The sequence below is a fragment of the Ralstonia sp. 25mfcol4.1 genome (assembly GCF_900104095.1).
Taxonomy (GTDB): domain Bacteria; phylum Pseudomonadota; class Gammaproteobacteria; order Burkholderiales; family Burkholderiaceae; genus Cupriavidus.
The window spans coordinates 1-23,892 of sequence record NZ_FNJO01000021.1 but is presented as its reverse complement, the minus strand read 5'-3'; the positions used below and the strand labels follow the sequence as shown (position 1 = coordinate 23,892).

The following is a 23,892-nucleotide window of genomic DNA, read 5'->3' as shown; positions in this document are numbered from 1 at the left end:
TCGGCTTCGCTAATCGGGGAACCTCGTCATGCCAGATTTCACCATGCAGTACCGCCGCCTGGGCGCCAGCAACCTGAACGTATCCACCCTGTGCCTTGGCACGATGATGTTCGGCGACCAGACCGATGAAGCCGAGGCGGGACGCATCGTCGCCAGCGCCCGCGCGCACGGCGTCAACTTCATCGATACGGCCGACGTGTACACCAAGGGCGCGTCCGAATCAATGGTAGGTCGTCTGCTGCAAGGGCAGCGGCACGACTGGGTGCTGGCGACCAAGCTCGGCAACCCGATGGGCAGCGGGCCGAACCAGCAGAATTACTCGCGCAGCTGGATCCTGCGCGAGGTGGAAGACAGCCTGCGCCGGCTGGATACGGACTTCATCGACATCCTCTACCTGCATCGCGACTTCGCCGGTGCCAACCTGGAAGAGCCGGTACGCGCGATGGGCGACCTGATCCGCGCCGGCAAGATCCGCTACTGGGCCGTGTCGAACTTCCGCGGATGGCGGATTGCCGAGATCGCCGCGCTGTGCGACAAACTGGGCGTACCGCGTCCGGTGGCATGCCAGCCGTACTACAACCTGCTGAACCGCATGCCCGAGGTGGAAATCCTGCCGGCGTGCCAGCATTTCGGCCTGGGCGTGGTGCCCTACAGCCCGATCGCGCGAGGCGTGCTGACCGGCAAGTACCTGCCGGGCCAGGCGCCGCAGGCGGACTCGCGCGCCGGCCGCGCCGACCGCCGCATGATGGAAACCGAATTCCGCGAAGAGTCGCTGGTCATCGCCCAGACGCTGAAGGCGCATGCCGAAGCCCGCGGGCTCACGCCGGGCCAGTTCGCCACCGCCTGGGTGCTGGCCAATCCGATCATCAGCTCGGTCATCGCCGGCCCGCGTACGCTGGCACAGTTCGAGGACTATTTTGGTGCGGTGGGCGCGGTCATCTCGGCGCAGGAAGAGGCCTTGGTCGACGACCTCGTTCCGCGTGGCCATGCATCCACCCATGGCTACAACGACCCGAACTATCCGTTCGGCGGACGCCCCGTCACAGCAGCCTGAACTCGCCCGTCATGGCGTAAAAATGACAACGGCAGCCGGCATTGCCCTCCCGGAATACACAGGGGTGTGATGCCCAAGCTGCCTGTTGCGCGCCGCGCACGCCGGTGCGTTTGAATACGTGCGGTTGCCAACTTCCGTCGCACATTCCGCAGCGATCCGCGTAATATAAATACACGCGGTGGCTTTCGAATGAAGGTCATGTGGCGCAGGCTTTGAGCCGGCGATGCCTGCCGAAACGGTAGGCCCGGCGCAACCGGATGCGAAACGTGTCACGTCGTGGCTGGGTCCTTGCAGGGATGGCAGTCGCCGTATGCGGCGGCGCGTACATTGTCGTGAGTCTCGTCTCCAACGAGGCTCAGACCTCTCAATGGCAGGCTCGCTATATGAGCCGGCTGGGCAAGTCATTGACCTTCGAAGTTTTGCCCGGCCCGAGCGACAGCATCCGCTATCCGCACTCCGGCCCCTACGATCTGCGTCTTGGCTACGAACGCCTTGGCGAATTCGGCGAACGGTTACTTCGGGAAGGCTATGTCACGACGTCGCAGTCCCGCATGTCATATGACATGGTCCGGCTGATGGACCAGGGCATTTTCCCGCCGTACCGGGAAAAGACCCAGGCCGGGTTGCTGATCCGCGACTGCAATGCCCTGACGATGTCGTACGACCGCTATCCGCAGCGGCAGTACGAGAATTTCGATTCGATTCCGAAGGTGCTGGTCACGTCGCTGCTGTTCGTCGAAAACCAGAACCTGCTCAATCCCGAGTACCCCATGATGAATCCGGCGCTGGACTGGCGCCGGTTTTCGCGCGCGGTCATGGACCAGGGCATCCGCCTGGTCGATCGAAGCCACCGCCAGCCCGGCGGCAGCACGCTGGCCACGCAGATCGAGAAATACCGTCATTCGCCCGAAGGCAAGACCCAATCGATTGCCGACAAGCTGCGGCAGATGACCTCCGCTTCACTGCGTGCGTACCACGACGGGCCGGACACGCAGCGGGCGCGCGAGAATATCGTGGTCGACTACGTCAACACGGTGCCGCTGTCGGCGCGGTCGGGTCATGGCGAAATCGAAGGCGTCGGCGACGCGCTGTACGTCTGGTATGGCGAAGACTTCGCCGAAGCCAACCAGCTGCTGCGCGAGATGGATCCGCGCAATCCGTCGCCGCGCGCGGCCCAGGTGTACAAGCGCGTGCTGTCGCTGATCATCTCGCAGCGGCGCCCGTCATATCACCTGAGGCGCGACGACACCAACCTGGATGCACTGACCGGCAGCTACCTGCGCCTGCTGGCGTCGGCCAACGCCATCACGCCGGAACTGCGCGACGCCGCGCTGGCGCAGTCGCTGGACAAGGCGGCGCCGCCGAAGCGGCCCGCGCCCGACCCCTGGGTCACGCGCAAGGCGATCAACCAGGTACGCAACGACGTGCAGCACATGCTGCATGTGGACAGCCGCTACGACCTCGACCGGCTCGACCTGACCGTGGACAGCACCGTCAATCGCGAGGCACAGCGCAAGGTGACCGAGACGCTGCTGCGCGTGGGTACCAAGGATGGCGCCCGCGAGATGGGGCTCTACGGCAAGAACCTGCTCAAGGAAGGCGACGACCCGTCGCGGCTCGTGGCCAGCTTCACCCTGTTCGAGCGCGTCGGCAACGCGGCCGTCGTGCGGGTGCAGACGGACAACGTCGACCAGCCGTTCGACATCAATGCCGGCGCGCGGCTGAACCTGGGGTCCACCGCCAAGTTGCGCACGCTGGTCACTTACCTCGAAGTCATCAACGAACTGCACGACCGCTACGCGGGCATGAGCGTAGCCGACCTGAAGGCGGTGCAGGTGCCGCGCCAGGACGCGCTGACACGGTGGGCCGTCGACTACCTGATCAAGGCCAAGCCGGCCGAACGCGAGCGGGCCGCCATGCTCGATGCCGCGATGGAACGCAAGTATTCGGGCAATCCCGGCGAGGCGTTCTATACAGGCGGTGGCATGCAGAGCTTCACCAATTTCGAGAAGTGGGAAGGCGAGCGGCCGATGACCGTGCGCATCGGGTTCCAGCATTCGGTCAACCTCGTGTTCATCCGCATGATGCGCGATATCGTGCGGTACGAGGTGTTCCTGGCGCATCCCGAGGCCGGCTCGCTGATCGAGGATCGCAACGACCCGGGCCGCCGCCCCTACCTGGAACGCTTTGCCGACGAGGAAGGCAGCGCCTTCATGGTCAACTTCTGGCAGCGTTACCGTGGCAAGACCAACGACGAGCGGCTGCAGGTGCTGCTCAGCCGCGTGAAGCAGCCCACGCCGCATCTGGGCGCCGTGCGGCTGTCGGTGGCGTTGCTGAGCGCGCGGCCCAACATGGACTACGAGACCTTCGCGCGCACGCTGCGGCAGTGGATGCCCAAGCAGAAGTTCGATGACGAGGATCTGCAGAAGCTCTATGCCAAGTACGGCCACGACAAGTTCAACCTCAACGACCGCGGCTACCTGTCCCGGATCCATCCGCTGGAACTGTGGATGGTCGAGTACCTGGGCACGCATCCCGACGCCCCGCTGAAGGACGTCCTGCAGCAGAGCGCGCAGGAGCGGCAGGCCGTGTACGTGTGGCTGTTCAAGACGCGCAGCAAGCTGGGGCAGGATGGCCGCATCCGCACGCTGCTGGAGCGCGAGGCCTTCGAGAAGATCGCCCGGCGCTGGCAGCGGCTGGGGTATCCGTTCGATACGCTGACGCCGTCGTACGCCACCTCGATCGGTGCGTCGGGCGACCGGCCTTCGGCATTGGCCGAGCTGGCCGGCATCATCCTGAACAACGGCGTGGATGCACGGCCGTCCACGGTGCGCATGTTCGCCTTTGCGTCGGCCACGCCGTACGCCACCACGTACAGCCTGCAGCCCAGTCCGGGCAAGCCGCTGATTGCGCCTGAAATCGCAGTGCTGGTGCGGCAGTCGATGCTGGACGTGGTGCAGCGGGGCACGGCCAAGTCGATCAACGGCGCGTTCGTGCCGCTGAACCGCAAGGGCCAGCCGCAAGGCGGGCCGCTGCTGGTTGCCGGCAAGACCGGCACGGGCGAGCAGGTGTTCCAGACCTACGGGCCGGGTGGACGCGTGATCGCGTCGCGCACGGTGAACCGCTCGGCGACGTTCGTCTTCCTGGTAGGCGATCGGTACTTCGGCACGGTGACGCTGCACGTTCGCGAGCCGTATGCGGCGCGTTACTCGTTTACCAGCGCGCTGGCGGTGCGGGTGCTGCGGGCGCTGGCCCCGCAGATCACGGCCATGGCCGCGCCGGGCAGCGACGCCACGTTGCTGCGCTGCCAGGACACGACCCTGATGGCGATCCAGCCCTCGACAGCCTCGCTGGCGCCAGCCGCCGAGGACCCGGCGCCGGCAAACCTAGCGCTTGCGGCGGACCGCGTCGTAAATAAATAGCAGGGCGATGGCGCCGATGATCGAGGCGATCCAGCCTACCGGCTCGCCTGCCCGGTAGAACCCCATCGCGCGACCCACATAGCCCGCCAGCAGCGCGCCCAGCACGCCCAGGACGATGGTCATGATCCAGCCCATCTTGTCGTCGCCGGGCTTGATCGCCCGCGCAATCAGTCCCACGACCAGGCCAACCAATACCGTACCGAGAAATGCCATCATGATGCGCTCCTTCCATTGCGAAGAGGGACCGGTGGCCTATCGTGCCACCGTCATGTGACGAACCGGGGTACATCGGCGGCGCGCCAGCGGACCGGCGCGCCGCGCTCCCTTCAGGCCCGCAGGCCCCGGGCAGCTCAGGTCTTGCGCGAACTGATCACGGCCTCGGCCACATTGGCCGGCGCTTCCGCGTAGTGCTTGAATTCCATCGTGAACGTCGCGCGGCCTTGCGTCAACGAGCGCAGCGACGTGGAATAGCCGAACATCGTCGCCAGCGGCACCTCGGCGCGCACGATCTTGCCGCCGCCGCCCGCGATGTCTTCCATGCCGTGCACGATGCCGCGCCGCGACGACAGGTCGCCCATCACGTTGCCCGTGAATTCCTCGGGCGTTTCCACCTCGACGGACATCATCGGCTCCAGCAGCACGGGCTTGGCGCGGCGCATGCCTTCCTTGAAGGCCATCGAGCCGGCCATGCGGAACGCGTTTTCGTTCGAGTCCACGTCGTGGTACGAACCGAACACCAGCGTCGCCTTGACGTCGACCACCGGGTAGCCGGCCAGCACGCCGGTCTCCAGCGTTTCCTTGATGCCCTTGTCCACCGCCGGGATGAACTCGCGCGGCACCACGCCGCCCTTGATCGCATCGACGAATTCGTAGCCGCCGCCCTGCGGCAGCGGTTCGACATTGAGCACCACGTGGCCGTACTGGCCGCGCCCGCCCGACTGCTTGACGAACTTGCCTTCCACGTCCTTGGCCGCGCTCTTGATGGTCTCGCGGTAGGCCACCTGCGGCTTGCCGACCGAGGCCTCCACGCCGAACTCGCGCCGCATGCGATCCACAAGGATTTCCAGGTGCAGTTCGCCCATGCCAGAGATGATGGTCTGGCCCGATTCCTCGTCGGTGGCCACGCGGAACGACGGATCTTCCTGCGCCAGGCGATTCAGCGCGATGCCCATCTTTTCCTGGTCGGCCTTGGTCTTGGGCTCCACCGCCTGCGAGATCACGGGCTCGGGGAACGACATCCGTTCCAGGATGATGACCTTGTCCGGGTCGCACAGCGTGTCGCCCGTGGTGGCTTCCTTCAGGCCGACGGCGGCGGCAATATCGCCGGCGCGCACTTCCTTGATCTCGTTGCGCACGTTGGCGTGCATCTGCAGGATGCGGCCCAGCCGTTCGCGCTTGCCCTTCACGGGGTTGTAGACCGTATCGCCGGAATTGACCACGCCCGAATACACGCGAAAGAAGATCAGCTGGCCGACGAACGGGTCGGTCATGATCTTGAAGGCCAGCGCGGAGAACGGCTCGTCATCGCTCGGATGGCGCTCGGCTTCCTTGTCGTCCTCGGTGTGGCCCAGGATGGCGGGCACGTCCACTGGCGAGGGCAGGTAGTCGATCACGGCGTCGAGCATGGCCTGCACGCCCTTGTTCTTGAACGCGCTGCCGCACAGCATCGGCTGGATCTCGCCGGCTACCGTGCGCTTGCGCAGCGCGGTCTTGATCTCGGCCTCGCTCAGCGCCTCGCCGCCCAGGTACTTTTCGAGCAGTTCCTCGCTGGCCTCGGCGGCGGCCTCGATCATCTTGTCGTGCCATTCCTGGGCCAGATCCTTCAGGTCGGCCGGAATGTCGGTGTATTCGAAACGCACGCCCTGGCTGGCGTCGTCCCAGACGATGGCCTGCATCTTGACCAGATCGACCACGCCGCGGAAGTTGTCCTCGGCGCCGATCGGAATCTGGATCGGCACGGGATTGCCCTTGAGGCGGCTCAGGATCTGGTCGCGCACGCGCAGGAAGTCGGCGCCAACGCGGTCCATCTTGTTGACGAAGGCGATGCGCGGCACGTTGTACTTGTTGGCCTGGCGCCAGACGGTTTCCGATTGCGGCTGCACGCCGCCCACGGCGTCGTAGACCATGCAGGCGCCGTCGAGCACGCGCATCGAGCGTTCCACCTCGATCGTGAAGTCGACGTGGCCCGGCGTGTCGATGATGTTGATGCGATGCTCGGGATAGTTGCCGGCCATGCCCTTCCAGAACGCCGTGGTGGCGGCCGACGTGATGGTGATGCCGCGCTCCTGCTCCTGCTCCATCCAGTCCATGGTGGCCGCGCCGTCATGGACCTCGCCCAGCTTGTGATTCACGCCGGTATAGAAGAGGATGCGCTCCGTCGTCGTCGTCTTGCCGGCGTCGATATGGGCGCTGATGCCAATGTTGCGGTAGCGTTCGATGGGGGTCTTGCGGGGCACGGTGTTTCTCCTGGTTCGGCACCACGGGCCGACAAGCGTAGCACTTCCGCGATATGCGCGTATTTCCCCATGCCGCATAAGGCATAGCGGGGCAATCAGGGCCAGCTTTCGCGTGCGTAGACGCCTGCGGCGGCGCGCGCCAGTGCTGCACGCGCGGCTGCCTGAGTATCGGTATAGAACGGCGGGTCTGCCAGTGGCAAGCCGTTGTCGCGGGCGGTTTCCACCAGGATGCGCAGGTATTCCGTCATGTGCGATGCCGTGAAGCCGTTGGAGTCGTGGAAGGCCACGATCACTGGCGTCACGCCGTCCACGGCGGGCAGGCGGTGGGCCACCATCGCCTGGCCCACGTTTTCCAGTTCGCGGCGCATGTGCGGGCGTCGGCGCAGGCTGATGGTCCAGCCATAGATCTTGCCGTCGCGCGCGCTGGCGTCGGCCATGAGCATCCCCAGGCCCGCCTGGGCATACACGGCCTGCGTGCTGGCACTGTAAGCCCAGTTGGGCGGCCGTACCACGGCGAGCGCCTGTCCGCACTGGGCCGCGATGTCGGCCTGGCCGCGCCGCAGCGATGCCGCCAGGACGTCGGGCGCCAGCTTCGTATGGGAAATATGGCCCCCCACCATGCCGCTGTGGACGGCCATCAGCTGGCCCTGTGCACAGGTTTCGTGCATCTGCGCGCGGCCTTCCGGGCCACCGCCCCGGCGCGGGTTTTCAGTCTGGACGAAAAAGATGCCCTTGACACCCGGCGTGACCGGATTGTCGGCGAACTGGCGCAAGATCAGCGGCGTCCCGCCAAAGGGGCCGGAGTCCGGGCCATCGTCCAACGTCAGCAGGAAGCGCACCGGCGCCAGGCGGGCGGCGGTGTCGGGCGGCAGGGGTTTGTCTGGGCCCACCGCGCAGCCGGACAACGCCAGCGTGGCGGCCATGGCCGCTGCGACGAGGGGACGGAAAATGGGCAATACGTAGGGGCGCAAAGTAAAAGTGATCTTCAAGGCAATTTCAAAACAAAGACCACGGCGATGACCGTGGCGATCAAACCAGCAAAGGCTGTCAACTCGGCGTCGACATGGTTGTCGGGCCCCCGCCAGCGGCCGGGATAGCCCCCGAAGGTGATGGCCATCAGCACCACCCAGCCGATGGCATAGAAGACCCCGTAGAAGATCAGTTCCATGAACAGCCAGCCGATGGCTTCGATCAGCAGTCCCATCCCAACATTCCTTTCCCATCGTCCAGGGGATGTCAGCGCGCGTCCGATCGTGCAATCAGTCGCCGGCTCACGGCACGTTGCCGGCAGGCTACCTAGAATGATGAGGAATTCGCGACGCTTGCGCGAACCCTTTCACCTGAACACGAAGGCCGTCCCATGGTCCGCCCCCCTATTGCAGCCGCTGTCCTGCTGTCCGCCCTGCTGTGCTGCGCCGCCCTGCCGGCGTTGGCGGACGGCCCCGGCGTTTCGTTTTCGGCCGGCAAGCCCGGCGGCGCCCTGCCCGATGGCTGGCAGAACCGCCCCGTGGTATCCGGCAAGAAGCTGACCCGCTATGCGCTGGTCGCCGCGAACGGTACCACGGTGCTGCAGGCCGATGCCGCCGGCGCCGCGTCGGGCCTGGTCCACGAAGGCGATATCGACCTGTCGAAGACGCCGGTTGTCGAATGGCGCTGGAAAGTTGCAGCGGCCATTCCGGGTGCCGACAACAGCGTGGGCGCCAGGGAGGATGCCCCGGCCCGCCTGGTGTTCTTCTTCGACGGCCGCAGCAGCAACCTGTCGATCGGCGACCGCGCCGAGGCGCTGGCCGCCGGTGTGGCAGGCGAAAAGCTGCCCTATGCCACGCTGATGTACATCTGGACCAACAGCGCGCCAGTGGGCACGGTCATCGCCAATCCGCATACCAGCCGTGTGCAGATGATCGTGGTGGGCAACGAGGCCGGCAAATGGCAGACCTTGCGCCGCAACGTGGTCAGCGACTTCCAGAAGGCGTTTCACGAAGCGCCGGGCAAGCTCACCGGGTACGGCATCCTGACCGACACCGACAACACCGGCGCCACGGCGCGGGCCTGGTACGGCGATATCGGCTTCCTGCCCGGCAAGTAGCACTGGCGCGCCGCACCTAGCAACCCGGCGGCGTGGAGGCCGCAATGGCCGCCTGGATCGCCGATGACACGCGCGCGGTGAGGCCGCTGGCATCGTCCAGCCCGGCGGCTTCCCTGACGCTGACTACCTTGGCCGGGTCATAGTGCCGGCCGCTGCCGATGGCCGCTTCGAACGCATTGGCGCGCGCGTTGATGTCCTCCGGATCGGCATCCACCAGCAGGATGGCGTGCGCCAGGACCAGGTGGCGCTGGCCGTCGGGCGTCTGCACGTCGGAGGGCGCCCGCCGCCAGTACTGGGCGGTGCCGGCGATCTTGCGTGCCCTGTCGCCGGGACCCCAGGCCAGATTGTACCGGCCATCGCAGAACGATCCTTCCACGGCCTGCCAGTGCGTTTCCACACCCACCTGGCGCAGGCCGACGGCGATGACCTCGCACAGGTGCAGGTAGACAGGTTCCATCCAGCTGGCGGCGCCCTTCGGCAGGGCATAGGCCAGGCTGACATTGAGGATGCCCGGCCCCTGCGGCACCAGGCCGCCGCCCGACATGCGCAGCCAGACCGGACACCCCTTGGCGGCAAAGTCGGCGCGGGCCGCCTCGATGCCGGGCTGGCGCAGGTAGCTGCGCGGGATCACCAGCGAAAGTGGCGCTTCCCACAACTGGGCTACCGGGCCCGAACGGGCCGCGTGGTCCAGCAGCGCCAGTTCGCCCTGCAGCGGATCGGTCCCCGCGGGGTCGGCATCGGCAAACGAAAACGTCGTGGCGTGCATCAAGGTCATGGCAGCTCGAAAGGTTGGCCCGGCAACGTCCGATCACGGATCTCGCGTGCAGCTTACGCCATGCGCCAGTCTGGTGCTAAAAAGCCGCGCCGCAATTGCCGTTATCTCTGAGGCGAACGAAGACCTCCCGAAGCCTGTCCCGCGAAGTTCTCCCATATACCTCAGCCTGTCGCATCATGAACCGACTTACCCTCAATGCCAAACTTTGGGCGGCGCTCGCCGTCATGTGGGTGCTGCTGCTTGCGCTCGGCGCCTGGAACGCCTTCCACACCAAGTCCGTGATGATGGCCGAGCGCCGCGACGGCCTGCAGTCGCTGGTGGCGACGGGCGAGGGCATCGTCAAGCTGTATGCCGAGCGTGCCGCCAAGGGCACGATGTCGAAGGAAGACGCCCAGAAGGCCGCCAAGGACGCGCTGCGCGCCATGCGCTTCGGCCAGAACGGCTATCTGTTCATTGTCGACTCCAGGCCGCAGGTGATCCTGAATCCGGGCCTGCCGCAGACCGAGGGTAACCAGGTTGGCGAGTTCAAGGACCCGGACGGCGTGTACGTGTACCGCGCCATCATCGAGGGCGCGCGCCGCACCACCGGCGAGGACGCCGGCTTTTCCACCTATCGCGGCCGCCTGCCCGGCACCGAGAACCCGCAGCGCAAGCTGACCTATGGCCGCTACGTGGCCGACTGGGACTGGTTCGTCTGCACCGGCGTGTTCCTGATCGACATCGAGGACGCCTTCCGCGCCAACCTGATCAACGCGCTGCTGAGCACGCTGTTGATCGGCGCGCTGATCGCCGCCGTGATGGGTATGATCATGCGTACCGTCAAGCGCAGCCTGGGCGGCGAGCCGGCCTATGCCGTGGAAGCCGTGGCGCGCATCGCCGGCGGCGACCTGACCGTGCCGGTGCAGGTGCGTGCCGGCGACCACCACAGCGTGCTGGCCGCGATGCAGCAGATGCAGCACCGCCTGTCGGCCACGCTGGGCGATATCCGCGGCGCGGCCGGTTCGATCGCCACCGCGACCAACCAGATCTCGGCCGGCAACCACGACCTGTCGCAGCGCACCGAGGAACAGGCCTCGGCGCTGGAACAGACCGCGTCGAGCATGGAGGAACTGACGGGCATCGTGCGCCAGAACGCCGACAATGCGCGCCAGGCCAGCGCGCTGGCTGTGAACGCTTCGGAGATCGCCAACCGTGGCGGCGAAGTGGTCAGCGAGGTAGTGGCCACGATGGGCGAGATCAACCAGGCATCGCGCCAGATCGTCGACATCATCGGCGTGATCGAAGGCATTGCCTTCCAGACCAACATCCTGGCGCTGAACGCCGCCGTGGAAGCCGCCCGCGCGGGCGAACAGGGCCGCGGCTTTGCCGTGGTGGCCGGTGAGGTGCGCAGCCTGGCCCAGCGCAGCGCGAACGCGGCCAAGGAAATCAAGACGCTGATCGACAATTCGGTGGCGCAGGTCGACAACGGCTCCACGCTGGTGACCAAGGCCGGCGAGACCATGCAGGAAGTGGTTGGCGCCGTCCGTCGCGTGACCGACATCATGGGCGAGATCAGCGCCGCATCGGCCGAACAGAGCACCGGCATCGAACAGGTCGGCCAAGCCGTCACGCAGATGGACTCGGTGACCCAGCAGAACGCCGCGCTGGTGGAAGAAGCCGCCGCCGCTGCCCAGTCTCTGGCCGAACAGGCCGACTCGATGATGCGCGCAGTCTCAACGTTCCGCCTGGCACGGGCCTGAAGCAACGCGGCGGCATCGCCGCCCTCGGCCCGATGAAAAAAACCGCGGCTTCGGCCGCGGTTTTTTGTTTGAGGGTGCCGATCAGACGGCTTGCCCTCGATCTACTCGCCCCCTGGCCCTGACGGCGCCACATAGGCATAGCTTTAATCTGCATGGCAATTGCGCTAGATCGTGAACGAATCTGAATTCGTGCAGTGAAGGTTTACCACGCCCGGACAGATCGCTTACTGTGCGCCGCTAGGTATTCCGCCGGCGACAGTATTCGGACGAAGTCGTCGGCTCTCGACATCGAGGGCGATATGAATTCTGGAATCTCCAATTAAGGCGGACAATGTCGAACAGCAAGCCGACTACGCCGCGCCTGCCACCGTTGAAGCCGTTGCGCTTCACTTTTCCGATGCGCAAGAAGGGGCATGGGAACAATGCCTCTGCGGTCGAGATTATCGACGAACATGAATTCCACAGGCTGCTGAAAAACGAGCCATCCGGTGGCTATTCGGTCAGCCGCAGCGGCATGTGGCATGGCGGTATCCATATTTCGGAAGCAGGGGCGGGCCAATTCCTGGACATCAGGCATGGCGTACGGTGCATAGCCGATGGCGAGGTTGTGGCCTGGCGTCTGAACAAGGCTTATCCGGTCAGCGAATTGCCCGCAGGTGACGACAACCCGGCGGTCAATGCCCCCTATAGCACCGGCTTTGCCCTCGTCCGCCACGCGATGGAGTTTCCGCGCGGCACCACGCTGACGTTCTTCAGCCTGTACATGCACTTGCAGGACCTTAGGGGGTATGAGGACGATACCAGGCTACCGCGGCCGGCGTACTGGTCGCCCGAGTTCAAGGTCACGCCGTTTGCTCGGGACAAGCCTTCCAGAGGCAGCCACGGACAGCCGGCCCCCGCAGAGCAGCAAGGACTACGCGTGCGCGCGACCCGCCCTTATGGCAGACCGCTTTGCATCCTGCCGCAGGGCACCCAGTTCAGCATCAGCGAGCGCACCGGCAATTGGGGCAAGATCAAGAATATCCACGCGGCGCGGCCGTATCCGCCCAAGGCGGGCGCGTTTGCGACGCCGACTGCCGCCATTGGGGGATGGGCCTTCCTGGGCAAGGAACACGGCGGCCATGTCGTCGAGGAAGTCATGCCGGAGGATCACCTCGACAAGGTGGTCGTTCCGACACCACCCGTCAAGATCAAGGCAGGCGAGCTGATTGGTTACCTTGGGCGCTACGATTCTCTGAATCAGAAAACCTCCAGCCGGATGACGCATGTCGAGGTGTTTTGCGGGGATGACATCAAGTCGTTCCTTGCGAAAGGACGAGAGTGGATTGCGGAGAAGTCTACTTACCCCAAGGAATGGAAGGCGCTTGGGCTGCCGGCGGAACCAACGATCCTGCGTGTGGGAAAAGGAACCAAGCTGTACAAGGCAGCATTGCACGAGGGAAAGGACGCACCCCGCACCGATGTCATTGTCGTTGAAAAATTCTCGGAACTGTCTCGGAATTCGGAGAACCGCTATGCGGAGTTAGCACCGGGAACCGACAACCTCAAGCTGAACTGGTGGAAAGTGGGCGGTGCAAACATGCTACGCAACCCCATCAGCGGTTGGGTGCGAGAGCAAAACTTCGCCGGTGGTCGCGTGACCCGTGAATTCCCACAATCGTGGATCGACTTTGACACATTGGAACACGCGCATGACCCGACGCATACGTTGTTTTCGGCTACCCAGTCATACGTCGACTATGTAACGGGGGCGGACGTGCCGGAGTCTGCGGCACTCTCCAAACTGAGCCCGCTGATGACTGCAATCTATCGCGCAATCTACCCCGCGCACGACGACAGGCGCGCAGCCGATGAATTATGTTGCGTGGCTAACGACCCGTGGCGTGCTCTGACGATGTCGCGGCTCATCATCAAGCACGAAAGCGAATGGGCTAATCCCGCCAAATGGAAGCGGCTCGTCACGGCCCTTGGAGAAGCGCGACAACACGAGGCCGAGCAAAAACGAATCGAAGACCTCGTCTGGTGGGATGACGTGAAAGCTGCTCCGTCCGACCTGCCGGGGCCGGAGGTGTTTCATATTCATCCTGTCGCGCTGGTGGGGAATTTCATCCGCCAGAGGCAGCTAATCACGTTAGATATGCTCGTGGCAGCCGAGCCAGGAAATTCCGATGAATATAACGACGATATTTTACCGCACTTGAACAAGTATGCCGAAATCTACAACGTGAACACACCGAAAAGGATTGCGCATTTCTTGTCGCAAGCGGCGCACGAAAGTGGCTTTCGCATTCGCGAGGAGGCGCTAAATTACGGCGCTCGTCTCATGCGGAAGACCTTTGGTTGTAGAGGCGGACCGAAACAGTACGATAAAGTCGCCGATGACTGCGTAAATGGCAGGTTGCGGGAAAAGCTGTGGAGCCAGGAGCTCCAATATGCACATAATGCAATTAATCTCGGTAGCTACGTTTATGCGGATCGGATGGGTAATGGGGATGAGTCAACCGGTGATGGATACAAGTACCGAGGTCGAGGAATTATTCAGGTTACCGGGAAGAGCGGATATCAATCATTCCAGGACGAACATAATCGTCGTTTCCCGGAGGACAGTCAAAACTTCGTCGAGAATCCAGGCTTGTTGTCTGCGAATTTGGGGTATGGCATTGAGTCGGGATTCGTGTTTTGGGTAAAAAGCAACCTGAACTCTATTGCTGAAGTTGGAAGCGTTCGGCGTGTGACGCAGGTCGTCAATGGGGGCCAGAACGGTTATGGTGACAGGCGTAATCGATACAACCGAGTGGCTCCCTTGCTTGGACTGCCGGCGGATCAATAATGAGTAACGTTAGTCGCTTCTTCATCGTTATGATGGTATTGGGTGGGCATCATTTTCCGCAGGTGCACGCCGAAAGTCTTTGTGTAGATCACGAGACAATATTCTTCAACTGCAAACTCCACTCGAAAACTGCTTCTTTATGCAAGTCAAAAAGTGAAGATGTCGTGACGTATCGATTCGGGGATAAGTCGCGTATCGATCTGGAGATCTCCGATGCCGACGTGCGTCAGCGAAAGATTTTTTATTTCAGTAGCACGTCTTATGCTGGTGGCGGCGAGGCGCATATTAGATTTTCAAGGGCGCGATACACATACTATCTCTACGATAAAACGGTCAAGACGGATGGTGGTTATGATTTTTCCGCTGGCATTGTCGTGTTTCGAGGTCGCGTGAAAATTGCCGATCATATATGCACTAACGTAGGTTCTATACGTGGTAGTGCCTATGTCGAAATGACTCGCGAGAAGTATTCCGATATTTCCGGTAAATGATGTGGTTCTTCGAAGTAACTCGGGAAGGAAGATGTTGTTTAGTATGGCCTCAAGAAAATTAATGTGTCGGCTGGTTCTCCTTTCAGTAGGAACTTCTGTGCCTGTTCCTGTGGAAGCGAAGGAGTCGACATTATGCCGTTCTTACGAGGAGGTGTACTTCAGCTGTCAATTAGATAAGAAGGCCGGTAAAAAAATCGTCTCGCTATGTGCGTCCGGAAATATATCCCCTGGTAATGGATATGTTCAATACAGATTTGGAATGCCGGAAGCGATTGAACTTCAATATCCTGAACTTCCTTTGCCGCCGAAGAATATATTTTCAATCAGTGACATCGCCGCAGGAAACGTCAGTTTCACTCATGTGAAATTTCGCTCGGGAGCTTATGATTACGTGCTGTATCAGGGTCACCCAAGCGGAGTCTACGTAGTGAAAGGTCGGCGTCTTGTTGGGAACCACGTGTGTCAAGCGGGTGATTATGTTTCTATTAGCCCGCGCGCTTTTCGTGGCATCGAGACGGTGGACCCTGTCGACGGAATCGAATTAGTTCAGGGCCCACAGCCCTCAAATCACCGCCGTCCTCTGCACGGCCTGCATCGCGTCCGCTGCGATCTCGAAGGAGTGCAGGCGTGCCGGGTGGTCATAGATCTGGCCGGTCAGCATCAGTTCGTCCGGGCGCAGGTCGTCGACAAAGCGCTGGATACCGTCGCGTACCGTTGACGGGTCGCCTACCACGGAACAGGCCAGCGAGCGGCGGATGTGATCGGCTTCGCTGGCGTCCCACAGGCGGCTGATGTCGTCCACGGGCGGCTTGAGCTGGCCGGGCGTGCCGCGCACCAGCGACAGGAACTGCTGCTGGAGCGAGCTGAACAGGCGGCGCGCCTCGTCGTCGGTGTCGGCGGCGAACACGTTCAGCCCCAGCATCACGTGCGGCCGGTCGAGTTGTTCGGATGGCCGGAACGTGCGGCGGTACAGGTCAACGGCCTGGCGCATGAAGCCCGGTGCGAAGTGCGACGCGAACGCGAACGGCAGGCCCATCGCGGCCGAGAGTTGGGCGCTGAACAGGCTGGAGCCCAGCAGCCACAGCGGCACCTTCAGGCCGGCGCCGGGCACTGCGCGTACCCGTTGGCCCGGACGCGCCTCTTCGAAGTACGCCTGCAACTCCTCCACATCCTGCGGAAAGCTGTCGGCGGTGTCGTGATTGAGGTGGCGACGCAGGGCGCGCGCCGTAGCCTGATCCGATCCCGGCGCGCGGCCCAGGCCCAGGTCGATACGGCCCGGATAGAGCGACGCCAGCGTGCCGAACTGCTCGGCCACCACCAGTGGCGAATGGTTCGGCAGCATGATGCCGCCCGAGCCGACACGAATGGTCGACGTGCCCTGCGCCACGTAGCCGATCAGCACGGCGGTGGCTGCGCTGGCGATGCCCGGCATGTTGTGGTGCTCCGCGAGCCAGAAGCGGCGAAAGCCCAGGCGTTCCGCGTGCCGGGCCAGGTCCAGCGTGTTGTGCATGGCCTGGGCTGCGGTGCTGCCTTCCGCGATCGGCGAGAGATCGAGCAGGGAATAGGGGATCATGGCTTGCCACGCGCGGCGTATGCCGCACGACTTGTGAATTCAGGGACGGGCTATGGTAGTCACACCTGAACGATCGTGCTGGCGCCACGCAAGAGGCCATGCTGACCGTGGGGCCTCATGGAACCCGCGCGAACAGTCGTGCGCCGATTGGCCCCGTGGCGATGCGCAGGCCAAGCGCCCGCCCCAGCGCGCGATGGTTTTCCCATCGCATTTCTCCTAGAAATGCTTCCGTTTGGTTTCCGGGCGGGGATGTCGGATGCCGCGCGTCGTATTGGCGTACCGCGTCGGGCGTCGAGGCGGCCAGGCACGGCCTGATGACGATGATGCGTGCCCGGGGTGGGCCGGCCTGTCCCGCCTCGTAGACATTCAGAAGGATTGCGAACTTGTCGCCGGCGTCGGCCGGGGCGTTGCCGGAAAGGTCGTCTGGCGCGCAGAAAGCCGTGCCCAGCACGGGGTCGCAGGCGGCAGCGGTGTCTACCTCGATCCTCAAGCCAAGATCTCCGCGCGCACGTGCGATCAGGTTGGACAAGTCGGCGAAGCGGTTGCCCCCACCACCGCCCCCACCACCGCCGCCAGCCATATCGCCGCCCATACCGCCGCCCCCACCGCCGCCCATACCGCCGCCCATACCGCCGCCGCCATCGCACAGGACGATGAGTCCCACCAGCCGCTCGGGCCGCAGCAGCTCGTAGACCGCCGTGTTGTCGAAGTGGCCGCCGTCCGACAGATACTGCCAGCCGCCACGCATGCCGTGGAAGCGCCCAAGCAGTTCGCAGGCCAGATGATATTGGGTGCGGAACAGCCTGCCGAACCGGCCGGGATGGGGTGGATCACTGGCGCCATGGGCCGTCATGCGACCCTGCCACCATATCCCGGGACGCAGATTGGCCAGCCCGACCAGCAGCGAAGCGCCCGGCGTTGCGGCATTGCCCGGCCCAATGGGCACGGCCCCGCCGGAAAGCGCAATCCAGTCGCCGACGGTGCGTAGCTGCGCGCCGCCTGGCATGCCGTCTGGCTGCCCGAGCGCGCCGTGGCACGGCTTGCCATCGACAGTGATCCGAACATGGTGGCCGGCCGGGGCGGGTCCCAAGGCAGGCAGCGATGCCAGGGGGGAGCCCGGTCCGACGCAAAGCGGCCGATCCCGCAGGCCGTGCGGAATCCGCTGCCCGGCCAGGTCGATCGACTCGTTCAGCGTCACATTGATCAGATGGAGCGGCGCCAACGTGCGCGGATCGTAATAGGCGTCGAGTGCCAGCGCGTCGTCGGGCGCCGGGGCGGTCCGGCTCGCCGCATCGATGGCGGCATGGCGCTGCCCGTTGGATGCACCCAGATAAGCACGCGTGAGCCGCGCGGCATGAAGCGGCTGCAGCGTCGAAAGGTTCACCAGGCCAACGCCGCGCCCCACGCCGATGGCAATGGCCAGGGCGATCAACGCGAGCCCGACCAGGGACGACGTGGTCCATGCCTTGCCGTACACCAGCCAATCGACGGGTTCCCCGCCGTCCCAGCGCACCCAGAGCACGATCCACGACCACAGCGCGACGAGCAGAAGCGCCAGCGTGGCCGCGGCGGCGCCTGTCAGCAGTGCGGCAAGAGACGGCGCGGGAAGCCGGCGCCATGTCCACGTTGTCGCGGCTGAAGCGCGCGGGACGGGGTCGCGGCGTATGGCGCCGTAATGGACCACCCAGGCCAGCGCAACTGCCGCCAGGGCCGGGCCGGCTCCGATCCAAGGGTGCGCCGCCATCGATCCATACAGATACCAGCTGCGCGCGATGGTGTCGGCCACACCCAGCGCCGCCAGCGCGGCTGTCAGCGTGGCGGCGGCGCGCAACGCACGCGCGGCACGGGCCCGGTACATGCCGACGGTGCGCGGCGCCGGCAGCAGGACGACCAGTCCCGCGGCCACAACCAGCCAGATCAGGATGGCCGTCTTGAAGGTCTCCATCAGCACGAGCGCGCTTGCGATGCCGGTCAGCAGCACGGGCCGCGTCAAGGCATGGGCTGGCTGGCCGGCATCGTCCGTGCGCGGGGACAGGAGCCCGCAGGCCATGGCCGGCGGTACGGCCAGCAACAGCGCCGATGCGATCGGCAGCCACAGGTATTCGCTCCACCAGACGGCTGGAAGGTTTTCGTTGAAGGCCCGGCGCGCGGCGTAGAGCAGCGTCATCTCGTCGCGGCCGACGCCGGGCCAAGCGCCGATCATCAGATGCAGCCCAAGCGCCAGCAGGGCAAGTACCGCCAGCAGGATGCTGCCGAGGATGCATTGCATCGCCAACCAGTTGCGCACCACGACGATGGCCGCCAACAGACCGTCGCCGGCGTCGGCCCATGTCAGCGCGCGGCCACTTTCGCGCAACCACGCCATGGCGCGGCGCCCGGCCGGGGCGTAGGCACCGCTTTGCAAGGTGCCATAGGCGGATTCGGCGGCTTGCCGGGGGGTACTCCCGGGCACCAGTCGGCCAGGTACGAACAGGCTGGCAAAGAATGCGCCGATGAAACTGCCGCTGCCAACGGTCGACAGGTAGTCGACACGGGCCAGCAACGATTGGCCCGGCGGCGTCGCCGGGGGAATTTCGCTGTTAGTGGAGGGGGACGACGGGGGGCAGGGGGACTCGGCCAGCGCCTGCATGACGCCCAGACAGAAGGCGGCGCCCCGCTGGCCGCCGCCAGACAACGCCAGGGCCACGCGCGTGCGCGCGGCCGGCGCGACGGGCAGGTGCAGCGCGCGACGACGATGCGCCACACGGGCGGCTTCATCGTCCCACCCGGAATCGTCCCAGCCCTGGTTAACTTCCGGCATGCCCGCCCCTTTCGCGCACAGACCGTCTGGGGCCAGTATAGGAGCGGCGGCAGAACGAAAAAGTGGCGATCGGACGGGGCCGGGCGTGGCCGCTAGTGCGCGGCTGCCTGGGTCGGCGCGTCCGGCGTGGTGGCCGACAGTGGACTCAGCGCGCCTTGCAGACGCTTCCATTCATCGAAGCCGCCGGCCAGCGCCCAGGTGTTCGGGTAGCCAGCCGAACGTAGCCGCTCCGCGAGCACGGCCGCCGACATTTCATGCGGGCAGGCGCAGTAGACGACGATGTCGGTGCCTTTGTCGTGATCGGCCAGCGCGCTGAACGGTCCACGCATTTCCAGGACCACGGCGCCGGGAATACGCTCGATCGGCGTCGCGCCATGCGCCCGGACATCGACCACCACCATCGGGCGATCGGCCGCGCCACGGCGTTGTTCCATTTCCATCACGGTCATGCGGGGGATGCGCCCCGTGCGGCGCAGCAGGCGCCAGCGTTGCCAGAAGCGCCAGACGATAAACAGCGCGAATCCGCCCAGCGCAACCAGGACAGCGATGTGGCCATAGGCGCTGAACGCCGCCAGGATCGTATCGACGAAGTCGCTGAAAACCACGCCGGCCAGCAGCGCCCCGCCGGCCCAGACCAGTGCGCCGAGCGCGTCGTAGAACAGGAAAGTCAGGAAGGGCGTGGCCGTCATGCCCGCCATGGCCGTGGAAAGCGCACCCGCACCTGGCAGCAGCTTGGCAAATACCAGCGACCGCGGACCGACCCGCAGGTACAGCGACTGGGTCTGGCGGATGCAGGTATCGGGCGACAGGGACACCCGGCAAATCGTGCGCAACATGGGCTGGCCCAGCCGCTTGCCGGCGAAGTACCAGGCGGTGTCCGCGATCAGGCAGGCGGCGATGACCGCGAACAGTACCGCACCGATCGACGGGCCGGTTTCCTGCATCGACAGTGCGCCGGCCACGAACAGCATCGGATAGGCCGGCACCGGCAGACCCGCCTGCTCGGCCAGCACGTTAAGGAATACCAGACTCAATCCATGGCCATCGAGCAAGGCCTGCAGATCACCCACGACATGTCTCCCGCGTTTGGTCATTGCCGGCGGCGTTGAAGAAAGGGGGCACCGCCGGATCGGTGTGTAGTGTGCCAGCGCACGGCACGGCTTGCACGCGACGGAACCGCTGCACTACTTCAAATTCGTTGAATGGGAGGCGTCCGGGCCGTGCTCGCCAGCGCCGCCGTGCGCCGGACGCAATGCCAGCAGTGTGTCATTGAATTCCTTCAGGATAGCGGTGTATCGCGGAAACAGTGTGTTGACCACCGCGGCATTGCCTTGGCCGGCCGCCGATTCCAGTGACTTGCCAGCCGCCACCAGCGTGTTGCAGCGCGCCAGGGCCGCGCTGCCCTTGATGCGGTGCAGGCTGCGCTGCACGGCGGCCCAGTCCCGCAGGGCCACGGCCTTGCGCAAGGCGCTCGCGTCGGTGGCATTGCCGTCCAGCAGGCGGGCCACCAGCATGGCTTGTACCGTGGTGTCGTGGCATGCCGCACCCCGCACCGCGATGCCGATGGCGTCTCGTTCTTCGGCGGTGAGATGGGTGCATGCCCTGCCAGCGTTCATGGAACCAGCCGGCAGCGGCGCGCAAAGTCGACCAGATCGACCAGGGATTCGGCGCCGAGTTTGTTCATGATGCGTGTCTTGTAGCTGCTCACGGTCTTGTTGCTGATGAACAGGGCCTTGCCGATGGCCTTGTTCGTCATGCCGCGCGTGAGCATCCGCAGGATTTCCATCTCTTTGTCGGTGAGCTTTCCCAGCCCTTCGGTGTCGTTGGGAGACTGGCCGTCGCGCTGTGGGTCGCGAGGCATGTCGCGGGGCGTGCCCGACGGAAACACCGTAAATCCGCCAAGTACGCTTTGTACGCAGCGCACGATGGCTTCCAGATCCTGGGTCTTGCTGACAAAGCCTTGCGCCCCCGCCTGCATCGCACGGGCAGCGAACGGCACGGCATCCTGCGCGGTCAGCACCAGCACGCGCACCCCGGGGTGCGCTGCGCGCATGCGCGGTACGGCGTCGAGTCCGCTCATGCGTGGAATGTCCAGATCCAGGATGACGAGGTCGGCTCCATATTGCCTGACAAGATCGACGGCGGTCTGGCCGTTGTCGGCCTCGGTGATGCGCTTGATGTCCGGCAGTTGCGACAGCTGGGCCCGCAGGGCGAGTCGCAACGCCGGGTGGTCGTCGACAATCAGGATGGTTGTCATGCCTTGCTCGCATGGCCAACGGGATGGGCCACTGTTTCACATGGCGACCCAGTATAAGGAGGGCTCCCGCTGCCGAAAATGCGACGCTTCCGCAATTGCTGTGGGAAATTTCCGCAACTCGTCTGAAAGTTGCAGAAAGTCCGCGTTACGTCAGTCGTCCTGGCGTGGCACGGCATTGCGCCGGCCAAAAAAATAGCGGCCCGCCGTGCTTACGGGGGCCGCAAATCGGGAATGCGAGGAGGTCAGATTCCTCAAGGAGAGTTATCGACACTTCGCAGGTCCGCTGATCCCCACCGAGGTGGGGCATGACGCACAAACGCAGGGGGCCGGCGCAGGCCGCGCGCTGCCCGTCATGCGATCAGCCGGTCGGGCCGGATGGCTGGCGCCGCGCGTGCGCGCAGGCGGCGAACCCCGTCTTCGATCTCGGCGTGAGCGGCATCGAGCCAATCGATCCGATGCCGCACCGGATCGTTGGGCGAAAGGTCGTTCTCGCTGATTTCGCGCAGAAAGTAGCGCACCATGCTGCCCGCCCGTGCCGGCACGGGCATCATGCCCAGCAACTGGTCGCGCGCGAGCAACCCCTGGCCGGCCGCATACTGCAAGGCGGCCCATGCCATACGGCCCAGGGCGACATACATGGCATCGGGGCGGCATTGCCCCAGCGCCCCGAGGAACAGGTTGTCGAACACCACCCGCAGCATGGGGGCATCGAGCAGGTCGTCCAGCGTGCCATCGAACACCAGGCCTCGCCGGGTGGTGGCGTACGGCAATACGGCCAATGGCTGGATCGCTTCAAATCCATCATTCCAGAGGGCGGCGGCGTGGGGCTGGCCGATCAGTTCTGGAATCCGGAAGTGGTCGAGCATCCGGATCAGGTTGGGCCGAACCATGCGCCCGCCCAGTTCCACCCGCCGTTTGTGCTCGCGCTGAATGACGCGGCCGGGCGTGTGCGCGCGCAGCAGCTCGTCGGTCACCGTGGCAGCCAGCTGCACGTGCGCATGGCCCGGCGTTGCACTGACCAGTATCAGTCTGGCATTCTCGTTTCGATGCTCGAACGGAACGTACTTCATGACATATGTCCCGTCCTGATCCACAACGACTGGCTTTTCTGCGATAGCGCGAATGCCGCCACGACGGATTCGCGCGCAATACTCTTCTAGGTAATTCGCCAAGATGTCCCCGCTCCCGATGCTTCCCTGATTTGAGCAACCGATGTTCTTTTTTGGGTCCATGTTAAGCCCCGATGAAGTGCCAAGAAAGCGAATTAGTGCGCAATACGTCGCATTGCGACGCGGCCTTCGTGGGCCATCGAACAAAGTCTGAAAACGTGCCCCACGTTTGCGGGATGCGAATTGGGACGGTTTTGTATCGCGCTGCAGGAGAACGGTGCGCGAGTTGCAGGGCAGAAAGATGACGAGCGGGATGCGAGCCGCTCGCGTGGGCAAGGGGAAGCGGGGAAAAAAGGCCGGACACGAACGTGTCCGGTAACCCATTTGCTGACTCAGGTCGTGTCAAAACCCGAGGGTACAAATGATAACCATTATCATTTGTGCGGTCAATTCTTCCTATTGGAATTCAGACGCCAGCGTGGTGTCGATCGTGATCTGCGCGCTGAGCGCCTTGTGTACCGGGCATTTGTTCGCCACGCGAAGCAGGTCTTCACGCACGTTCGGCGCCAGTTCGCCACGCAGTGCAATATGACGGATCAGCTTGTATGAGCCAGGCGTTTCCTCGTGGGCCACGCTGACATGAATCTCCTGAAGATCGTAACCCTTGCGCTTGGCGTAGATCTGAAGCGTCAGGGTGGTGCAGGCAGCCAGTGCCGAGTCCAGCAGGTCGTGTGGGTTTGGAATCGCCGGGTTGCCCATTGGCGCATCAAGGTCAGCCTGCCACTGCGCCGTACCGTTGCCGAGTTCGCACACGCTTGAGCCGGAATCGGCCAGCCATTTGGCTTGGATTGTCATCGGTAGTGTTCCTGGTTCCTGTGTTCTCATGAAAACGACGGGCTGGCAGCCCGGCGACTCTGATTCTATACATGCACCGCCGCAACTGCGTTGTAAGTGGCTCAATAGTATCTTCAAGGGTTTTTTAACGGATTTATGACAAGGGGCTTGCGTACCCGGCCAATCCCATCTAATATTCGCCCCCTCGCAACACAAAGCGCGCTGCAAACGCAGCAGTGACAAGGGTTGCGGGGTTGGCAGAGGGGTTGGGGTTGCGAGGTTTGCAGCGCTGGCCGGCAGAAAAAAGTTCTGCGAAAACTGTTGACGAAACGTTGAATGCTCTGCATAATCTCGTTTCTCCGCTGCAACGAAAGACGCAGCGACAGCGAACGGCAAAGCCGGTTGCTGGGGTTCTTTAACAAACAAACAACCGATAAGTGTGGGCGCTTGATGGCGAACGCCACGG

General features: G+C 64.2%; 18 protein-coding genes. 6 read left to right on the top strand and 12 right to left on the bottom strand.

The features are described 5' to 3' along the window. The first annotated feature begins 28 nt into the window (after positions 1 to 28). Together BLQ58_RS26210 and BLQ58_RS26205 are read left to right on the top strand one after the other, a co-directional pair. On the top strand, positions 29 to 1,054 hold the full coding sequence (locus BLQ58_RS26210; RefSeq protein ID WP_092603267.1) for an aldo/keto reductase: 1,026 nt from the start codon (positions 29 to 31) through the stop codon (positions 1,052 to 1,054). A gap of 296 nt (positions 1,055 to 1,350) precedes the next feature. Further along, positions 1,351 to 4,476, top strand: coding sequence for a transglycosylase domain-containing protein (locus BLQ58_RS26205; RefSeq protein WP_175460014.1), 3,126 nt, complete (start codon positions 1,351 to 1,353; stop codon positions 4,474 to 4,476). On the opposite strand, the gene BLQ58_RS26200 is transcribed toward BLQ58_RS26205, so the two are convergent. The 4 genes from BLQ58_RS26200 to BLQ58_RS26185 all read right to left on the bottom strand — a co-directional run bounded on the left by BLQ58_RS26200 (position 4,441) and on the right by BLQ58_RS26185 (position 8,136). Continuing rightward, positions 4,441 to 4,692, bottom strand: a complete 252-nt coding sequence (locus BLQ58_RS26200) for a GlsB/YeaQ/YmgE family stress response membrane protein (RefSeq protein ID WP_029051595.1) — start codon at positions 4,690 to 4,692, stop codon at positions 4,441 to 4,443. The genes BLQ58_RS26205 and BLQ58_RS26200 overlap by 36 nt on opposite strands. Positions 4,693 to 4,826: 134 nt before the next feature. Then, positions 4,827 to 6,932 (bottom strand): elongation factor G, encoded by a 2,106-nt coding sequence (gene fusA, locus BLQ58_RS26195; protein ID WP_092603265.1) that lies wholly within the window; start codon positions 6,930 to 6,932, stop codon positions 4,827 to 4,829. Positions 6,933 to 7,027: 95 nt separating this feature from the next. Beyond that, positions 7,028 to 7,855, bottom strand: a complete 828-nt coding sequence (locus BLQ58_RS26190; protein ID WP_254776171.1) for a polysaccharide deacetylase family protein — start codon at positions 7,853 to 7,855, stop codon at positions 7,028 to 7,030. A gap of 62 nt (positions 7,856 to 7,917) precedes the next feature. Next, complete coding sequence (locus BLQ58_RS26185; protein ID WP_092603263.1) at positions 7,918 to 8,136, bottom strand: hypothetical protein; 219 nt, start codon at positions 8,134 to 8,136, stop codon at positions 7,918 to 7,920. Positions 8,137 to 8,292: 156 nt separating this feature from the next. On the opposite strand from BLQ58_RS26185, the gene BLQ58_RS26180 reads away from it, so the two are divergent. Then, the gene (locus BLQ58_RS26180; RefSeq protein ID WP_092603261.1) at positions 8,293 to 9,018 is read left to right on the top strand and encodes a DUF3047 domain-containing protein; all 726 of its coding nucleotides are present in this window, start codon (positions 8,293 to 8,295) and stop codon (positions 9,016 to 9,018) included. A gap of 16 nt (positions 9,019 to 9,034) precedes the next feature. Here BLQ58_RS26180 and BLQ58_RS26175 read toward each other — a convergent pair whose 3' ends face one another. Continuing rightward, entirely contained in the window at positions 9,035 to 9,784 is a 750-nt protein-coding gene (locus tag BLQ58_RS26175) for a lipoate--protein ligase family protein (protein WP_092603292.1), read from the bottom strand. A 185-nt stretch (positions 9,785 to 9,969) separates the two neighbouring features. Here BLQ58_RS26175 and BLQ58_RS26170 point away from each other — a divergent pair, with 185 nt between their 5' ends. The 3 genes from BLQ58_RS26170 (at position 9,970) to BLQ58_RS28970 (ending at position 14,853) form a co-directional block, all read left to right on the top strand. Further along, positions 9,970 to 11,532 (top strand): methyl-accepting chemotaxis protein, encoded by a 1,563-nt coding sequence (locus BLQ58_RS26170; RefSeq protein ID WP_092603259.1) that lies wholly within the window; start codon positions 9,970 to 9,972, stop codon positions 11,530 to 11,532. Between the two features lie 331 nt (positions 11,533 to 11,863). After that, positions 11,864 to 14,362 (top strand): glycoside hydrolase family 19 protein, encoded by a 2,499-nt coding sequence (locus BLQ58_RS26165; RefSeq protein WP_092603257.1) that lies wholly within the window; start codon positions 11,864 to 11,866, stop codon positions 14,360 to 14,362. Continuing rightward, positions 14,362 to 14,853 carry a hypothetical protein gene (locus BLQ58_RS28970; RefSeq protein WP_139186178.1) on the top strand — a complete coding sequence of 164 codons (492 nt, stop codon included), beginning with the start codon at positions 14,362 to 14,364 and terminating at the stop codon, positions 14,851 to 14,853. Before BLQ58_RS26165 ends, BLQ58_RS28970 begins: the two co-directional genes overlap by 1 nt. A gap of 562 nt (positions 14,854 to 15,415) precedes the next feature. On the opposite strand, the gene BLQ58_RS26160 is transcribed toward BLQ58_RS28970, so the two are convergent. The 7 genes from BLQ58_RS26160 to BLQ58_RS29605 all read right to left on the bottom strand — a co-directional run. Then, positions 15,416 to 16,426 carry an LLM class flavin-dependent oxidoreductase gene (locus tag BLQ58_RS26160; protein WP_092603255.1) on the bottom strand — a complete coding sequence of 337 codons (1,011 nt, stop codon included), beginning with the start codon at positions 16,424 to 16,426 and terminating at the stop codon, positions 15,416 to 15,418. Between the two features lie 115 nt (positions 16,427 to 16,541). After that, on the bottom strand, positions 16,542 to 19,226 hold the full coding sequence (locus tag BLQ58_RS29250) for a patatin-like phospholipase domain-containing protein (protein WP_175460013.1): 2,685 nt from the start codon (positions 19,224 to 19,226) through the stop codon (positions 16,542 to 16,544). A 92-nt stretch (positions 19,227 to 19,318) separates the two neighbouring features. Then, positions 19,319 to 20,296, bottom strand: a complete 978-nt coding sequence (locus BLQ58_RS26150; protein WP_092603253.1) for a DedA family protein/thiosulfate sulfurtransferase GlpE — start codon at positions 20,294 to 20,296, stop codon at positions 19,319 to 19,321. Positions 20,297 to 20,410: 114 nt separating this feature from the next. Continuing rightward, positions 20,411 to 20,842, bottom strand: coding sequence for an Hpt domain-containing protein (locus BLQ58_RS26145; protein ID WP_092603251.1), 432 nt, complete (start codon positions 20,840 to 20,842; stop codon positions 20,411 to 20,413). Beyond that, on the bottom strand, positions 20,839 to 21,483 hold the full coding sequence (locus BLQ58_RS26140) for a response regulator transcription factor (RefSeq protein ID WP_092603249.1): 645 nt from the start codon (positions 21,481 to 21,483) through the stop codon (positions 20,839 to 20,841). Before BLQ58_RS26140 ends, BLQ58_RS26145 begins: the two co-directional genes overlap by 4 nt. Before the next feature lie 350 nt (positions 21,484 to 21,833). Next, positions 21,834 to 22,655: a hypothetical protein gene (locus BLQ58_RS26135; protein WP_029051721.1), complete on the bottom strand. Its 822-nt coding sequence runs from the start codon at positions 22,653 to 22,655 to the stop codon at positions 21,834 to 21,836. A gap of 393 nt (positions 22,656 to 23,048) precedes the next feature. Then, positions 23,049 to 23,892, bottom strand: an 844-nt coding sequence (locus tag BLQ58_RS29605; protein ID WP_254776169.1) for an OsmC family protein, incomplete at its 5' end; no start/stop codon positions are given.

Bases quoted from the DNA above. Each gene is read 5' to 3' on its own strand.
- BLQ58_RS26210 (WP_092603267.1), top strand. From the start codon at position 29: ATGCCAGATTTCACCATGCAGTACCGCCGCCTGGGCGCCAGCAACCTG.
- BLQ58_RS26205 (WP_175460014.1), top strand. From the start codon at position 1,351: ATGGCAGTCGCCGTATGCGGCGGCGCGTACATTGTCGTGAGTCTCGTC.
- BLQ58_RS26200 (WP_029051595.1), bottom strand. From the start codon at position 4,692: ATGATGGCATTTCTCGGTACGGTATTGGTTGGCCTGGTCGTGGGACTG.
- BLQ58_RS26190 (WP_254776171.1), bottom strand. From the start codon at position 7,855: ATGGCCGCCACGCTGGCGTTGTCCGGCTGCGCGGTGGGCCCAGACAAA.
- BLQ58_RS26185 (WP_092603263.1), bottom strand. From the start codon at position 8,136: ATGGGACTGCTGATCGAAGCCATCGGCTGGCTGTTCATGGAACTGATC.
- BLQ58_RS26180 (WP_092603261.1), top strand. From the start codon at position 8,293: ATGGTCCGCCCCCCTATTGCAGCCGCTGTCCTGCTGTCCGCCCTGCTG.
- BLQ58_RS26175 (WP_092603292.1), bottom strand. From the start codon at position 9,784: ATGCACGCCACGACGTTTTCGTTTGCCGATGCCGACCCCGCGGGGACC.
- BLQ58_RS26170 (WP_092603259.1), top strand. From the start codon at position 9,970: ATGAACCGACTTACCCTCAATGCCAAACTTTGGGCGGCGCTCGCCGTC.
- BLQ58_RS26165 (WP_092603257.1), top strand. From the start codon at position 11,864: ATGTCGAACAGCAAGCCGACTACGCCGCGCCTGCCACCGTTGAAGCCG.
- BLQ58_RS28970 (WP_139186178.1), top strand. From the start codon at position 14,362: ATGAGTAACGTTAGTCGCTTCTTCATCGTTATGATGGTATTGGGTGGG.
- BLQ58_RS26160 (WP_092603255.1), bottom strand. From the start codon at position 16,426: ATGATCCCCTATTCCCTGCTCGATCTCTCGCCGATCGCGGAAGGCAGC.
- BLQ58_RS29250 (WP_175460013.1), bottom strand. From the start codon at position 19,226: ATGCCGGAAGTTAACCAGGGCTGGGACGATTCCGGGTGGGACGATGAA.
- BLQ58_RS26145 (WP_092603251.1), bottom strand. From the start codon at position 20,842: ATGAACGCTGGCAGGGCATGCACCCATCTCACCGCCGAAGAACGAGAC.
- BLQ58_RS26140 (WP_092603249.1), bottom strand. From the start codon at position 21,483: ATGACAACCATCCTGATTGTCGACGACCACCCGGCGTTGCGACTCGCC.